Raw genomic sequence first — 14,974 nt, 5'->3', positions numbered from 1 at the left:
TTACTCAGCAACCTCCTTTGCGAGGGGCACGTTTAAAAATTACTTTACTATCTCGTTCTACATAGTCGCCCGATACTATTGGATAGGCATACTTGGGCGCGTGCGATACGTTATGGCTTTTTATAATTATTTTGTCGTTAACTTCCAGACTATGCAATTGCTCAAGTTGAGACTTTTCTGGCTCAAATTTTACAATATAATCGTCCCCATTAATCCTTACCATCACTCCGAAACCTAATCTTGAGCCTGGCGGAAGAGAACGAGAGGTTACAACAGCCTCCATATTGGTAAAAGCACTTATATGCTTCCTTATTTTAGTTTCACTGGCATACACTTTTTTACCTTCGGGAGACGCTTCCCATTTTTTGTACATGATACCATCAGGGGTAGCCTCCCATTTTTTCAATGCAGCCTTTCTTTCAGCGGCAGAGAGCGGCACGCCGCCCAGAGGCTTTGGGATTGACTTTTTAGAAGTTTCATTTTTAATTTCAAGATTAGCAAATACCAGTCCGCTTACCACAACCAGCGGTAAGATCAGCGCATAAATGATTTTTTTCATATTTTTTGTAGGTTTAAATTTCATGGCTGTTCATTTCTTCCAAAACGATAAAAGAGAATTTAGCACCCGTCCCCGCCTTTTTGTTTTGCCAACAATGGGCCTAAAATCATGTACATTAAGTCGATCTTGGCCAAATTAATGACGCGCTTGGCCTTGGCATCGCTTTCGCGAGCGGGTTCGATGATGAGTTGGTCACCAAAACGGGCTAATGCCAAAATATGGGCTACCTCTACTTCGTACAATTCTCGGGTATCAGAAGATAAACCCTTGTTGACCACCTGGCCTTCGTGTTTGAGATAAATTTTAAATGGAACTCTGGGAGAATCTGCCGAATTGGGATTTCCTTTGACCAGCGCCAATAAGCCTTTACTTCCTTTCCAAAAAGTTTGATAATCCAACGGTTTGCCGTTCAATACCAGCGGATTTCCATAAAAATAGTTTTCACCGCCTCTGGAGAAGGTATGGGTGGTAGAGAAAGCCAACACTAAACTTAGCGTGGCGAACAGATGCATCATTGATTTTTTCATTTTTGTAACATTTTTAGTTGTTTATTTCCTTCATGAATTTTGTAATCTCACCCTTTACTTCTGGGTCAATATCGGGGCGTTCGACTTCTGCCTGTAGCTTACTGAGTGCTTTTTGCTTTTGGCCTGCCTGAATATAACTTTTGGCTAAAGCTGTGATATACATGTGGTTAGGCATTAGCTTATAAAAGTATTCGTAAAAAAGAATGGCGTCATTGACTCTCTTTTGACTGAGAAACTCATCGCCGATTTTTAAAATATTGTTGTGGTTAAAATAGGTGATTTCATACTGCTCGTGTACTTTCTCGCTTTTATACAATTGGTCAAAACCTTTCAGGGACTCTGCCACCGTTTGGGTTTTAAGCAGCGAATCCAAATAATTAGAGATAGGGTTTCTGTTTACATTCAAGGGTTTAGCCCCTGATAATACCCGTTTGAGATAATCGGTCGAATTGAAAATAAATACGTTTTCTCCCGTTTTGTCATCCTTGCGGGTATTGGAAAAAATACCTATAAGTTGCCCGTTGGCGTCAATCAAAGGAGAACCGCTGGAGCCACCCAAAAACGTTTTCTCCATTCCGTCTAACTTGACAAAAATGTGCGGCCCTTCTCTTTTGATGATTTTTCCCGCCACGGTAATCGTTTGGTCAAATCGATAAGGATTGCCCGTCAGATACACTTTTTCTCCTACTTTGGCAGTTTCCTCCCGCATTTTTAAGGGTTGAATTTTGGGAGAAACAGATTGCGTCGTGAAAACAAGCCAATCCCGTTGAAGCACGCCGTTGTCATATCCGTCGAAGAGTTTTTCGGTAGGGTCTTCGTTGATCAATTGTCCGATGACGACTGAATCTTTGGGATTTTTTTTTGGGTACATTTTCCACTTTTTCAGTTGGTCATTGACGGTAATGTTCTTCGATGTTTTATTTCGGGCTACCCACAAAACATGCTTGACGGTCACGGCCAACGTCTCTTTACCGGTGTCCAATAAAAAACCGCTGCCTACATACGTGATGGTCGGATCTTCGTAGCGGTCACCGTTTTTATACAATACATCGTTTATCAAAGCGATTTGCGGCCATTGTTCAAATGGTTTACTTACCCAAGGTTCCTTTTTTTGCGCAAAGCTCCCAAAGGAGATGAATACAAATAGAGGAATAAGTAATTTTCTCATTTGACCAAAATTTCGTTGTGGGGCAGGGCATATTGCTTCTCTAAGGTCAATAAAACGATGGAATCACCTTTTTTACACTTTACCAACACTTGCTGAACTTCAATTTTTCGGTAGTTTTCTCCCGAAAACATCGTTAACGTTTTCGTGTTTTCATCCCGAATCGCGATTTTGAAAGGCAGGTTTTCAACAGGCTTGCTTTTTTTAAGTGATAGCTCGGCAGTTGCTACCGTGAGTTCACCTCGGGCGTTTAGAGGTAAACTACATTTGCCCGTAGGTGTATATTCATTCACGACGATTTTATTGTCTAAAAAAGCCGCCGAACAAACCTGCTGACCATAGCAGTAAAATGCTAAGACGGAGAGCAACAAACTCCCCGTCATCATTTTGATTGTTTTCATTTTTTTGGTTGTTTTTAGGTAAAACTTCGATGGAAGCAAAAGTATCAAGCACAACCGAACAAAAAGAAAAACGCCTGTAAAAGAATGTAAACGAAATGTAAAAGTTTGTTATTCGGAGCGCAACGACCGGGTCGGGTTCATTAATGTAGCTTTAAAGGTCTGAAAACCAACCAGAAAAATGATCAATAATCCAAAAATAATTCCGACGCTCGCAAACGGAAGCCAACTCATTTCAATACGGTACGCGTAGTTTTGCAGCCACTGATTCATGGCCATTAATACCAATGGAAAAGATATCAGCGTAGCTACGGCGCTGACCATCAAAAATTCTTTCAGAAACAGCATCACCAAACTTACGCCCGATGCACCCAATACCTTGCGAATGCCCAATTCTTTGGTACGACGCGCTACACTCAGCGAAACCATGCCGATAACGCCCAAGAGTACAATGATGATGGCCAAAACGGTAGCCAACTGCGCAGCTTTTTTGAGGCGTACTTCCGATTGATACAAATTCTTCAGCATTTCATCCAAAAATTCGAGTTCAAACGGCGCTCCCGGCAGCAGTTCATTCCATTTTTTTTCGAGTGAAGCCACCGATTTGTTCAACGAAGAAGATTGAATTTTGAAGGAAAAATAACGGTAAACGTTGGTGGTTTTGAGGTGAATGAACGCCAATGGACCGATGTTTTTGCGCATAGATTCAAAATGGAAATCGTCCGTGACGCCCGTCACGGTAAACGGTTGCGGGAATCCCTGTAATCTTACTTGCTTTCCAATGGCGGCTTCGGGAGTGGAGAAATTCAGTACTTTGGCGGCTTTGGCGTTCAAAACAATACGGTCGGACACAAACGTTTGTTGTGGTTGGTGAAAAAACGTGCCGCTTCGGATGGGGATTTGGTAAGTGCGCGCATAGTTTTCATCGGTTTGTAAAACAGGCACAAAGACGGCTTGCGTGGAGTCTTGACCCACGTGGAAAAGCCCTGACTGAAAGCCCGTTTTTCCGTTTGGAATTTCAAATGAAAGGCTGACTTCTCGCACGTCGGGCAGGCGCGTCATCTCTTTGCGGATGGTTTCCATCTTTTCAATGCCCTGCGCCGACCAATCGCGCGGAACGGCGGCCCACACGATGGATTCTTTGGAATAGCCTAAGTCTTTGTCAAAGAAATAGTTGACTTGACGGGCAATGACAACGGCGGCTCCAAATACAAACAACGCAATGGCAAACTGAACGGTCATCAGCGAGTAGCGGAAAATGCTTTTTTGGTTGACGGTTTTCATTTTGCCCTTCATGGAATCAATGGACGGCAAAGACGAAAGCACAAAAGCCGGATAAGCTCCAGCAATCAGTCCGACAAAAAGCCCCAACAATACCGCACTGATTAAAAAGACCGGAAGCGCACTGAACAGGGAACGGAGTTCTTTTTCAAGGATTTCAGCAAAAAACGACCGCGTCACTTCGTACAAAACCAACGAGAAAAGGGTGCTGAAGGAAGCAATCAGAATGGATTCGGTCAAATATTGCCCAATCACCTGCTTTTTTTCACTCCCCAATACTTTCCGAACGCCAATTTCTTTCAGTCTACTTGACGAACTCCCAATGGAGATATTAACAAAATTAACAACGGCCATGAACACAATGAACAGAGCCACTAAGCTGAGTGTCAGGAGGGTTTTGTTGATAAGTCCGTTGTTGTTTTCTCGGTGCAGCGTGCGTAACGGTTTCAAGATCACCTCAAGATTCGCTTTTACCAATTCGGAGGCGTTCGTGGCAATGGTTTGGGCAATGGGTTTTTGTAAATCGGCGGGCGTGATGCCTTTTTTGAGTTCAATGTAGTTGACAACGTAAGCATTGTTCCAAGTATTCATGCCTGCTTCTCGGCCAAAAAAAGCCAAACTGCTCATGGGCAACAAAACTGGAATTTCGGTACTGACAAACTGAGTGACGGAATTGAAGGGTAGGGGAGCCAATACGGCCGTAATCATAAAGTTCTTCCGTTCGCTCGTAAAGGATTCTATTTGAATGGTTTGTCCGACAATATCCGTTTTGCCGAAATATTTTAAGGCCATTTTTTCTGAAAGAACGACCGAATTGGGTTGATTCAGCGCCGTACGGGCATCTCCGTGCAGGAGCGGAAAACCGTACATGGTCAGCAACGTGGAGTCGCCGATTTGAATATCTTCCCTAAAATGTTTGTCGCCTTTGGAAATTGTGGTGGAAACGCCGTCAAAACGGTAATAATTTTCAATCAGATTGGGATATTGCTCTTTCAGCGTTTTGGCCAACGGTGCCAATGACGTAATCTCTATGCCCATGTTGGGCTGCTTCCACTTGCTTTGAATAATGTACTGGTTCTCAATATTCCGTAAGTCGGAATTGACCTGCCATTCGTCCCATACGTAGCTGCCGATCAACAGCGTAAAAGTCATGCCGACAGACAGGCCAAAAATGTTGATAAATGTAAATATTCCGTTTTTGCGCAGATTGCGCCAACCGATCTTGAAGTAGTTTTGAAGCATGGTTTTGTACGTTTAAAATGGCCTTGCAAGGTACGTACAAAACATTTTTGGGGTTTGTTAAAAAACCTTAAAGAAGAAGTAGGGGCGGCGTCCGCGTGCCTCCGCCCTCTTTCTGCATAAAACTATGCAGACGTAAAATTGGGTAGACGTAAGCGGTGCGCCGCCGCGGGCCTGCCCCTACATTGACAGGCATCAATTACTTTTACATTCGCCCTTTGAAACAACGGCAATACCCACCCGGCCTGCTTCGCAGGAGTTTCCGTAAGTTTTGCCGTTGCACCCACAAACTGGGTCATACAGGGTATAACAGGCCATTCCGTTGTCTGGTTTTTCTACACATTCGGTGCTTACTTCTTCTTTCTGACAACCAGCCAAGGCCGCAATCAAAACGGCAGCAAATACTTTTTTCATGGGATTTTGGAATTATTTAAATCTATGTCCTCAGCGTGTTATGCGTATTTCTGAAATCTCAATTTCGTCCATTTCATTGGTTTTCCCCCAGCCGCATTTGACGGTTTGTTTTTTGCCCGTAAGCGTGTATTTCATCTCTACCTCCACCGAATACACCCCGTATTGGGCAGTGGCCGCCTGAATAATGGAATTTACTTTTTCTTTCGATGAATCGCTCGGCAAATAAGAAACCATTTCATCCTTCAAGTCAACTGTAAAGTGCCAATCGCAGCCATCAACCGCCAGAGCATTCACCAGTTTAGCCTTGGCAATCGTTGTTTCCTGAGGCTGAACTTTGGAGGAACAGCTAAAAGTGACTGCCAGTAGCAATAGGTTGAGAAAAGTAATCGGTTTCATCTTAGTCGTTTTTTAGCTAAGACGAAATTGGAGAATAAAAAGTTGTAATCCGAAGAAAGAAAGCCAACAATGGGTAATTTCTATAAAAAATATTCCAAGCCTGACTTCTGAGAAATCAAGACTTGGAATGGTAGAATTTCTCTTTGAGCTTTATTCGGAGCGCAAAGAAGTGGTCGGATTGGTGAGCGCGGCGCGAATGGCTTGAAAACTAACGGTCAAAAATGCAATCGCGATGGCGATAAGCGCCGTGAGGGCAAATACCCACCACTGAATTGGTGTACGGTAAGCAAAATCGGATAACCACTGACTCATGAGCCACCACGCCGACGGCGACGCAAGGAGAATGGCAACGCCGACCATTTTGAGAAAATCGAACGACAACAGCGTCATAATGCTCATGACCGATGCGCCCAGAACTTTGCGCACGCCGATTTCTTTGGTGCGTTGCGAGATGACCATGATGGCAATGGCAAACAGCCCCAAGCAGGATAAAATAATGGCCAAGGTGGCGGCGCTGAAAAATATCTGTGAGATGCGCTCTTCTTTTTGGTATTGTTTGTTGGTGTTTTCGTCCAAGAATGAACCCAGAAATTCAGATTTGGGGGCCACTTCGTTGTACGTTTTTCGCAATAAGCCAATCGTCTCATCTACGTGGTCGGGGGCAATTTTGACGAAAATATAATTGATGGGAAAACCATTCATAAAAAAGGAAACGGCTTCAATTTCGCGGTGTAGCGATTCAAAATGAAAGTCTCTGACCACGCCGATAACTTTGTGTTTTTCTTCGGTATTGAGCGTCACCCCAATCGGATTTTTTACACCCAATTGTTTGGCCATTGTTTCATTGATGACGGCGGCGCCTGCGGTATCGGTGGCGAATGTTTCCGAAAAATCCCGTCCATCAATCAGCTTCAGATCGAGGGTTTTCACGTATTCATAATCTGCCGTCCGCATGTTGGTTTTAATGCCTTTGCCATTTTGTTCAAAACTCAAGACCGACTTAGAAAAAGAGCCGTCTTGCCCGCGCCCCAGATTGACATCGGAGCCCGTCATGCTCAAGATGCGCGGCTGATTGGCCAAGCGAGTGCGGAAATGTTGCAAAAGACGTTTGCCCGAGATTTCATGGCCAATCGGAATGCTGTATACTTGTGTAGTGTTAAATCCTAATGGCTTGGAACGCAGGTACTTGATTTGGGTCCAGACAATCATCGTGCAGGCAATCAGCAAGACTGACATCGTAAACTGGAAGATGATGAGCATGTTGCGAATCCCCCCCGAGCTGCCGCTTACTTTAATTTTCCCTTTCAATACCTCCACTGTATTGAACCTTGTTACGGCCCAAGCGGGATACCCACCTGCAATCAGCGTAATGAGGACAAAGCACAACAAAATAATGCCGACCAAGGCGGGAGTTTTGAGCATTTCGAGCGACAGGGTCGTGCGGAAAATGGCGTTATATTGGGGAATAAATAGATAGGCCAAGACGATTCCCACGCCAAAAGCGGCAACGCAAATCAGAAAAGCTTCTCCCCAAAACTGCCCTACAATCTGGGACTTAAAGGCGCCGAGTGCTTTGCGCATTCCCACTTCTTTGGCGCGGGTAAACGATTTGGCGATGGACAAATTGATGAAGTTGATAGCCGCAATCAGCAAAATTACCAGGCCAACAATGAGCAACGTATAGGGATATATTTTGTTGATGGCCTGTCCGCGACCGCCTACTTTGGTGTCAAAATGGCTGTCGGCCAATCCCATAATTCTAGTGCTGATGATTTCGCCCCGGGCATCGGGTTTAGCTCCTTCTTTTTTCAATTGCTCGATGTTGCCTTTGTAATATTTGGCCGTGAAAGGTTTCAGGCGATTTTCAAAAGCGGCCAACGATGTTTTTTCGTCAAGTTTAAGATAAAGCGCGTGTTGAACGTTGTCCCATCGGTCTTTATTGAGACTATAATCACTGATATTTTCGATACGAACCAGTATTTCATTGTCAATACTGGTATTTTCTGGGCCTTTTTCCAGAATGCCCGTCACCAAAAATGATTGTTCTTTATTGCCGTGATTGATGGTGAGGGTTTTTCCCATCGGGTCTTGGTCCCCAAAAATATTCTTGGCAATGTCTTCGCGCAACACTACATTGCTTAAATCCTTCAGTGCCGTATTGGGGTCGCCTTTCAACAGTTTATACCCAAAAACCTGAAAGTATTCAGGGTCGGTGAAGATAATCATTTCGTTGATGAGCTTGTCGCTTTTCAACAATTGCGCATTTCCGGTCAGAATACGTGCCGCTAGTTTTACTTCTGGGTATTCTGCTTTCAGGGCGGCGCGCATGGGTAGAGGCATGTTGTTGCCGTATTGTTCACCCTGCGGCTCGATTACTTTTTGGTAAACGCGGTATACGGCGCCTTGTTCTTCGTGAAATTGGTCAAAAGTCAGTAATCCGTATGCCGTCAAAAGCAATAAGGTACTGATGCCGAAGGCAACCGAAAGGCCTATCAGATTAATAAAGAGGTAGGTCTTGTTTTTCCACAAGTTGCGGAAAGCGATTTTGAGGTAATTGCGTATCATGGTTGTTAGATAAAAACAAAAAAAATATAGGGGCAGGCCCGCAGCGGCGATACCGTTTGCGTCTGCCCATTTTATGTTTGTTCGCGTTCTGGGCAGACGTAAAGCCTGCCCCTACGGCAGAATACTAATTTGCACCCGTCAAAATTTGTCGTTGTTTGATTAAATCTTCTTTTTTTACGAACGTAATAGGTACGAATTCATCCGTCGGTGCGCCGATGTAATAGAGCGTCCAGTCTTGATCGTACTTGGAAAGAATGTGACGAAGGCAATCGGCCCGGTCAACGGTCGGAATACCGCAATCCTCCCAGTAAAAAAGCTCTACACGGTAGTGCAGGGCCTGTTTTTGGCCATTGATGGTGACTTCGATTTCGATGTCCTGCTTCCCCAATTGGGTCGGAATTGGAATTGCAATATGTGCCATGTGTTTAAAGGTTTAATAAGGAGTATAAAAAAGGAGATAACAGCAAAGTCTCTTTTTTTCGGACAAACGTAATCGGAATGAACTGCTCCGTGGGCGAACCCATATAATAAAGCGTCCAATCTTTGTCATACTCAGAAAGGATATGGCGCAAGCATTCCGCGCGGTCAACGGTTGGCATACCGCACTCGTTCCAATAAAATAATTCAACGCGGTAGTGCAGCGCCTGCCGTTGACCATTGATGGAAACCTCTACTTCAATGTCCTGTTTTCCGAGTTGAGAAGGAATTGGAATCGCAATGTGTGCCATACGTTTGAATATAATAATGATTTTAAAATGGCTGTTTTTACAATAGCTCAAACCTTGTACCAAATACTAAATGTGACTGATTAGCAGTGTTTTGTGCTTAGAGGAGAAGTGAATAATTGTCCGAATATGGACACCCTTTGTTCGTTGATGGACAGCGGACAAAGGGTGTAAATTGAATAGGGGTGAAGATACCGCAGTTTGATTATTCCGAACGGAGTGCTTTGACGGGATTGGCAATGGCCGAGCGGTACGTTTGAAGACCGATGGTCAGGCCGCCGATGAGAAACAATAGCGCAAGACAGGGCCCAAATGTCTCAATACCAATGGAAACATGGTACGAGAAATTGAGCAAAATAGCCATGCCCGCGAGATACCCCAACGGAATAGCAACGGCCGATGCAATGAGTAGCAACCGCACAAAATCCCAAGATAGGCTCCAAATAATTTGGTGAACGGCGGCCCCCATTACTTTCCGGATGCCCACTTCTTTGGTGCGGGTTTCGGTGTTATAAGTCACCATTCCCAGTAATCCCATGCAGGCAATCGAAAACGCAATGGCCGTCAAAACGCCCAGAAAATTATTGTCGTCGTCGTGAGAATGACGCTCCAGAAGATAGTCGTTGTACCACTGCCCAGCAAACGGCTCGTAAGGATACAGTTGTTTCCATACTTTTTCAATGGCGGCAACGGTAGTAGTGGAACCTGCTGTTATGGTTACGTTCAGAAATCGAAATTGCGCAGGCTGATACTGAAGCAGCAAAGGTTTTAGGGCCCACACAAAACTGGCATAATTGAAATTTTTCACCACCCCCGCAACGCTGACCTCGCGGTTGTTGCTCAATAAAATTGTTTTTCCAATGGCCTCTTTGGGCGTTCCCAATCCGAAGCCTTTGAGCGCTTCTTCGTTGATAATGACCCGGTTTTTAGAGGCGTCAGCAGGCTTTAAATTGTCTCCTGCCAGCAGCTTTAGCCCCAAAGCAGGTATCAACTCATGGTTGATAGAAAAATAATCAATCAGGGTTGAATCGTTTTTGTCGCGTTGGCGATACGCCCATTGGTTATCGGGATGGGAGCCAAAAAGAGCAGAAGTGGCCGCCACGTGTGCTACACCTGCCTGCTGGTCGATGGCGCTAGCGAGTTTTTCGTAGGGTTGGTCGGGCAGAACAGGAATCGTCAAAACCTGTTCGCGCACAAAACCGTAATCTCCTTCTGCCATGTAGGTTTGCTGACGATCAAGTACATACAACGTAATCATGGCTAACAAAGACACCGCAAATTGCACGACAATCAGCGATTTTCGCAACGAAATTCCACGAATAACCTTCAGGCCCGTGTGGCTGCGGAGTACTTGAGCTGGTTCAAAATTGGAAAGAATACGGGCAGGGACCCATCCTGCCAGCAGGCCCGCTACAATGCTGAAAACCACAAACAGCAGACCCGTTTCCCAGCCCCACTTTACGCCGCCGATGAGCCAACGCTGTACAAATCCCATGGGTTCTACCATTTTCAGCCCTACAAAAGCCAACGCTAATCCTAGTAAAGACAAAATCACCGACTCAGCCATAAACTGCGCCATCACCTGCCAGCGCAGCCCGCCGACTACTTTGCGAATGCCTACCTCCCGAGCCCGGCTCAGTGAACGGGCTAAGGTAAGGTTGATGTAATTGAAAACGGCCAATAAAAGAGTCAATAAACCGACGCCCATTTCCGTGGCCAATTTGCCGTAGGTCGGTTCGTAGGTGCCGCGCATCAACTCTTCATGCGAGGGCGCAATGGCCGATAGCGCCTGAGCGCGAAAGTGGTAGGAATTAATTTTAGTATTTTGAATAATTTGGGTCGTACGGGCCGCTACCGACGCTAGACTTTTCTCGAATGTCTCCTGCGTTATACCTGGCTTGAGCAGAATGTAAGTGTAGCCTTCCTGATGGTTTTTCCAGTCGGTGAGGGCTTCGCTTTTCAGGCTTTGGGCCGATAGCAGCATGTCAAACTTTTGGTGAGACCTACCCAGCGTGGTATTGTCAATGATACCGGTCACGGTAAATGCCCCAGCTCCATCATATTGAATCACTTTTCCGATTGGGTTGGCTTTGCCGAAAAACTTCTCGGCCATATTCTTGGTAAGGACCGCCGTGTGAGGCGCAGTCGCGGAGGTTCCTGAAATAATCGGATAGCCAAATACCCTAAAAAAGTCCGCATCTACCCAAAAGGTCATGGGTTGGAGGCGTTTGCGGCCGTCGTCAAACTCGCCATAAGCCCGAATAAAATGCGTGGCACCTTCCACGAAATCATAGTCTTTTTTTAGTACATCGGCCAGCGGCAGAGGTGCCGTGGCAAAAGCCATGCGGTCGTTGTTTTTGTTAATTACATCTGTCAATAGCCGATACGTGCGCTCGGGATGCGGATGGAAATCGTCGTAATCAAAGGAGCCTTTGATGTCAATCAGCGCCAATAGACAAATCATCATTCCCGACGCCAACCCAAAGATGTTGATAAACGAAAACAGCTTGTATTTTCGAAGATTACGAAAGGCGATTTTGAAGTAGTTGTAGAGCATATTGGGTAACTGCTAAATGAACTTTTTCTGATTACGTCTTTTATTTGCTCAAACCTCGTACCAAGAAATTAATGTGTTGACTGTTAGTGGTTTGTTGAATGGAAAAAGCATCTGTTTGTCCGATTTTGGACATGCTTGTGCGGTTACGGACAGCTGTAACTTGAAGTTGTAAAGCTATCGAAGAATCAATTCGACGCGACGGTTTTGGGCACGCTCCGTTTCGTTGGCATTGGACGTGAGCGGCCGCGTGCCACCGTAACCTTGAGCCGTAATTCGGTCTTCTGCAATTCCTTTTTCAATAATATAATGACGGACTACCTTGGCGCGATTTTCCGACAGCGCTAGGTTGAGGCGCGGGTCGCCGACGTTGTCGGTGTGGCCGACAATTTCTACCGTCAGGCTAGGATTCTTCCTCAAATAATCGGCCAATTTATCCAATTCTGGATAAGAACTTGGGAGTAGATTGTAGCTACTTTGCTCAAAAGTAACGTGGTTCAAAACCATTGGTTGTCCTTTTTCGGGTGGAAAACCCACTTTCTCCGTAACGGCTTTAGGTAGTTCAGGGGTTTTGGTGGGTGGTGTATTGACCTCCCTTTTTAGGGGCAAAGAAGCGGGTGATTTAGAGGTTTTGGGGCCTGGTTTTAGCGTTGATTTAACCACAATAGGGGGCAAATCTGTTTCTGGTTTATCGGGGACGACAACGGGTTTTGGAATCGATGCTCCAGCTTTGTATAAAAAGTTGGTTTGGATAGGTTGCGGTTCCAACGCATTGGGCATTTGCCAATAAATCTGTACTTCGCCTTCCAGCATCGCATTGAAGTACTCGATTTTTAAATCATAGAATTTCCCTCCTTCAAGTTTTACATTTCCCCGAAAATTGCCCGAATCGTGCAAGCCCCACGCGTCCATGATTAGCTTCCCGCCGACCCATATTCGAACGCCATCGTCTACTTTGGCCGAAAACTGATACACGCCCGTGGTGGGAGGATGTAATTTGCCCGTCCACCGTACGGAATAATAACTGTTGTCCATGTTGGGCCCAGGATTGCGGCCACGCCACGAAAAATTGATTTGAGGATCGACGCGGGTAAATACCTTTCGTTCAAAATTTTGCCCATTGTAGTACTCTCCTTGCAAGCCATGCTGCGCTCGTATTTGCATTGCCAGCAAGGCAATGCTTAAAAATAATATCGTTTTCATGCTGTTTTCTTAAAGGCTGCGTGTCGTTCTGACTAAACGAAAATAACACAACTTTCAGAAATGACGAAACGAGAAATGATGAGCGGTGGCCGTGAGTTTTGAAAATGGGCGTAGCGCTATTTTTTTAGCGCATAAACGGTTCCGTCAAAGCAGGTAATGACCAATAAATCGTCGGACAGTGCAGGAGTGGAAAAAATGGCGCCTAGTTGTTGGTACATTATTAATTGGTCTTCGGGAAAGGGCAACAGTTGCCCAATGTCGTCGCGGTAATCGCCGTTTTCTTTGAAATACTTGGCTTGATGGGTGCGCGAGGCGTCGTTGGTAAATTTCCATTTAACTGTCCCCGTTTTCAGTTCTATCCCAACTAATTGGCCTTTCAATGTGCCGAAATAACCCATTGTTTTCCCCAAAGCCGTTCCCCCGAAAATATTAAAATTCGCATCAGCTTTCCAATGAACTTTACCCGAAGCAATGTCAACCGCAAACAGTTGTCGGTCATCGGAAGTGCCGAGGTAAATCACTGAATCATTGGGCGTGATTGGTAGTGCCCAGCCCCGCGGGAAGGTTTTTATCCAATGACAATACCCGCTGTTTTCATCAATGGCATAAAAGTTAAAATCGCGCGAGCCCACCAATACCAAGCCCTTCGCCACCACAGGGTTTCCCATGATTTCCCCTTTAGGAAAAAAACGTTGCCCCGTTGATTTGAACTTCCAGTGCAGTAGCCCAGTTTGGGCATTTAGAGCGTATAAATAGCCATCAAAAGAACCAATAAAAAGTCGGTTATGGTGCAGGAACGGTTTGGTATGCACGACATCGTCGGTTTTGTAATTCCAAATCAATTCACCAGTGCTGCTTTTGAGGGCGTAAACATAGCCATCTCCCGAACCAAAATAGACGATTCCATTTTGAACAATGGGCGAGGAATGGTAATAATCAGCAAAGTCGTTGCGGCGGTCACCCAAGTAGCCCGTTGCAGTTTGAAACTTCCAGTTTTGCTTGCCCGACTTTTTGTTCAAACAATACAAAACGCCGTTGCCGCTGTAAAAAAATAGATTGTCATTTTCGAGGCACACGGTAGAACGAATCACGCCCGAGGTTGGGTATTTCCACTTTAGGGCCCCCGTCTTTGTTTCAAGAGCGTACAGGCTGCGGTCGAGGCTGCCAAAGTAGACTAAATCTCCATCCACATCCATGACGGGCGAAGAGATAATGGGCCCAGTTTTGAATTGCCAAGCCAAAGAAGGAAGCTTGTCAAAATCAGTGGATTGCGAAAAGGTATTCACTCCACACGCTAGAAGAAGAAAAAAGAAGATTTTATGCATTGGACTCAATTACCAAAGTTTAAATCTGACCTCCTTTAAGCCTTTTGATTGCAGATAATCGAGCAATTCTTTAGCATCTTCGCCGCCGCGTTGGGCGTGATGAAGCAACGAAAATCCGTGTGCTCCTTTGGAGGTAATAAGTTGAGGCATAGCTTCCAGTTGCGGCTTGACCAAAGCAGTTTTGCCGAGCATAGTCAATACGAAAATATTGGGACGTGCGCCTTGGCTGAGTAGGTAATTCGCAATTTCTTTGTTGCCCACGTGCCCAGCGGCTTCGAGTGCTGTTTCAAAATCACCACCACCCCAATCCCATGCCGCAAAGAGTAAATTGGGGTGCTCCTTGTGCATGGCCTGAATTTTTGTCAAATCTTTGTGTCCTGCTCCCACAAAATCGCGCACCAAGTCTGGGGCGTAGGCAGCCGGCTTTTCTTGTTGGGCCAAAATCAGTTGCGGAGCGGCGGCAAGGCCCGTTCCGAAGGCTATTTTCTGTAAAAAATCAATTCTTTTCATGAAGTGTAAAAAGGTTTACGATTAAAGGGCGTCTGCTAAAGGCAATTTAATCATAAACCCTCATGCCTAGCGAATCAGCGTGTTTAAGTTGCGCTAAAATCCCACGATTTGGG

Annotated in this window: 14 protein-coding genes; all 14 read right to left on the bottom strand. The window is 45.3% G+C overall.

Going from position 1 to position 14,974, the window contains the following annotated elements:
* Positions 1–4: 4 nt before the first annotated feature.
* Positions 5–559 (bottom strand): hypothetical protein, encoded by a 555-nt coding sequence (locus tag DVG78_RS14320; RefSeq protein ID WP_114461791.1) that lies wholly within the window; start codon positions 557–559, stop codon positions 5–7.
* Positions 560–618: 59 nt separating this feature from the next.
* A complete protein-coding gene (locus tag DVG78_RS14315; RefSeq protein WP_147277084.1) occupies positions 619–1,074 on the bottom strand; it encodes a hypothetical protein in 456 nt (151 codons plus the stop codon).
* 25 nt (positions 1,075–1,099) lie between these two features.
* Positions 1,100–2,254: a S1 family peptidase gene (locus DVG78_RS14310; protein ID WP_114461742.1), complete on the bottom strand. Its 1,155-nt coding sequence runs from the start codon at positions 2,252–2,254 to the stop codon at positions 1,100–1,102.
* Positions 2,251–2,652 carry a hypothetical protein gene (locus DVG78_RS14305; RefSeq protein ID WP_114461790.1) on the bottom strand — a complete coding sequence of 134 codons (402 nt, stop codon included), beginning with the start codon at positions 2,650–2,652 and terminating at the stop codon, positions 2,251–2,253. Before DVG78_RS14305 ends, DVG78_RS14310 begins: the two co-directional genes overlap by 4 nt.
* A 108-nt stretch (positions 2,653–2,760) precedes the next feature.
* A complete protein-coding gene (locus tag DVG78_RS14300; RefSeq protein WP_114461741.1) occupies positions 2,761–5,172 on the bottom strand; it encodes an ABC transporter permease in 2,412 nt (803 codons plus the stop codon).
* Positions 5,173–5,364: 192 nt separating this feature from the next.
* Complete coding sequence (locus DVG78_RS14295) at positions 5,365–5,583, bottom strand: Kazal-type serine protease inhibitor family protein (RefSeq protein WP_114461740.1); 219 nt, start codon at positions 5,581–5,583, stop codon at positions 5,365–5,367.
* Positions 5,584–5,613: 30 nt separating this feature from the next.
* Positions 5,614–5,979, bottom strand: a complete 366-nt coding sequence (locus DVG78_RS14290) for a hypothetical protein (RefSeq protein ID WP_114461739.1) — start codon at positions 5,977–5,979, stop codon at positions 5,614–5,616.
* 150 nt (positions 5,980–6,129) lie between these two features.
* Positions 6,130–8,544 carry an ABC transporter permease gene (locus tag DVG78_RS14285; RefSeq protein WP_114461738.1) on the bottom strand — a complete coding sequence of 805 codons (2,415 nt, stop codon included), beginning with the start codon at positions 8,542–8,544 and terminating at the stop codon, positions 6,130–6,132.
* A 124-nt stretch (positions 8,545–8,668) separates the two neighbouring features.
* Positions 8,669–8,965 carry a hypothetical protein gene (locus DVG78_RS14280; protein ID WP_114068368.1) on the bottom strand — a complete coding sequence of 99 codons (297 nt, stop codon included), beginning with the start codon at positions 8,963–8,965 and terminating at the stop codon, positions 8,669–8,671.
* Positions 8,966–8,969: 4 nt separating this feature from the next.
* A complete protein-coding gene (locus tag DVG78_RS14275; RefSeq protein WP_114461789.1) occupies positions 8,970–9,272 on the bottom strand; it encodes a hypothetical protein in 303 nt (100 codons plus the stop codon).
* A 202-nt stretch (positions 9,273–9,474) separates the two neighbouring features.
* Positions 9,475–11,826, bottom strand: a complete 2,352-nt coding sequence (locus tag DVG78_RS14270; protein WP_114461737.1) for an ABC transporter permease — start codon at positions 11,824–11,826, stop codon at positions 9,475–9,477.
* Positions 11,827–12,000: 174 nt separating this feature from the next.
* Positions 12,001–13,026 carry a PA14 domain-containing protein gene (locus tag DVG78_RS14265; RefSeq protein WP_114461736.1) on the bottom strand — a complete coding sequence of 342 codons (1,026 nt, stop codon included), beginning with the start codon at positions 13,024–13,026 and terminating at the stop codon, positions 12,001–12,003.
* Positions 13,027–13,142: 116 nt separating this feature from the next.
* Positions 13,143–14,351 carry an outer membrane protein assembly factor BamB family protein gene (locus tag DVG78_RS14260; protein ID WP_114461735.1) on the bottom strand — a complete coding sequence of 403 codons (1,209 nt, stop codon included), beginning with the start codon at positions 14,349–14,351 and terminating at the stop codon, positions 13,143–13,145.
* A gap of 9 nt (positions 14,352–14,360) precedes the next feature.
* A complete protein-coding gene (locus DVG78_RS14255) occupies positions 14,361–14,861 on the bottom strand; it encodes an ankyrin repeat domain-containing protein (RefSeq protein ID WP_199563255.1) in 501 nt (166 codons plus the stop codon).
* Between the last annotated feature and the right edge of the window lie 113 nt (positions 14,862–14,974).

This window comes from Runella aurantiaca (assembly GCF_003339505.1).
Taxonomy (GTDB): Bacteria; Bacteroidota; Bacteroidia; order Cytophagales; family Spirosomataceae; genus Runella; species Runella aurantiaca.
The sequence above is the reverse complement of the archived record's forward strand: the minus strand, read 5'-3'. Positions and strand labels throughout refer to the sequence as shown.

Coding starts and splice junctions, on each gene's coding strand:
- DVG78_RS14270 (WP_114461737.1), bottom strand. CDS start 11,826: ATGCTCTACAACTACTTCAAAATCGCCTTTCGTAATCTTCGAAAATAC.
- DVG78_RS14255 (WP_199563255.1), bottom strand. CDS start 14,861: ATGAAAAGAATTGATTTTTTACAGAAAATAGCCTTCGGAACGGGCCTT.
- DVG78_RS14265 (WP_114461736.1), bottom strand. CDS start 13,026: ATGAAAACGATATTATTTTTAAGCATTGCCTTGCTGGCAATGCAAATA.
- DVG78_RS14300 (WP_114461741.1), bottom strand. CDS start 5,172: ATGCTTCAAAACTACTTCAAGATCGGTTGGCGCAATCTGCGCAAAAAC.
- DVG78_RS14290 (WP_114461739.1), bottom strand. CDS start 5,979: ATGAAACCGATTACTTTTCTCAACCTATTGCTACTGGCAGTCACTTTT.
- DVG78_RS14275 (WP_114461789.1), bottom strand. CDS start 9,272: ATGGCACACATTGCGATTCCAATTCCTTCTCAACTCGGAAAACAGGAC.
- DVG78_RS14315 (WP_147277084.1), bottom strand. CDS start 1,074: ATGATGCATCTGTTCGCCACGCTAAGTTTAGTGTTGGCTTTCTCTACC.
- DVG78_RS14305 (WP_114461790.1), bottom strand. CDS start 2,652: ATGAAAACAATCAAAATGATGACGGGGAGTTTGTTGCTCTCCGTCTTA.
- DVG78_RS14310 (WP_114461742.1), bottom strand. CDS start 2,254: ATGAGAAAATTACTTATTCCTCTATTTGTATTCATCTCCTTTGGGAGC.
- DVG78_RS14295 (WP_114461740.1), bottom strand. CDS start 5,583: ATGAAAAAAGTATTTGCTGCCGTTTTGATTGCGGCCTTGGCTGGTTGT.
- DVG78_RS14285 (WP_114461738.1), bottom strand. CDS start 8,544: ATGATACGCAATTACCTCAAAATCGCTTTCCGCAACTTGTGGAAAAAC.
- DVG78_RS14260 (WP_114461735.1), bottom strand. CDS start 14,351: ATGCATAAAATCTTCTTTTTTCTTCTTCTAGCGTGTGGAGTGAATACC.
- DVG78_RS14320 (WP_114461791.1), bottom strand. CDS start 559: ATGAAAAAAATCATTTATGCGCTGATCTTACCGCTGGTTGTGGTAAGC.
- DVG78_RS14280 (WP_114068368.1), bottom strand. CDS start 8,965: ATGGCACATATTGCAATTCCAATTCCGACCCAATTGGGGAAGCAGGAC.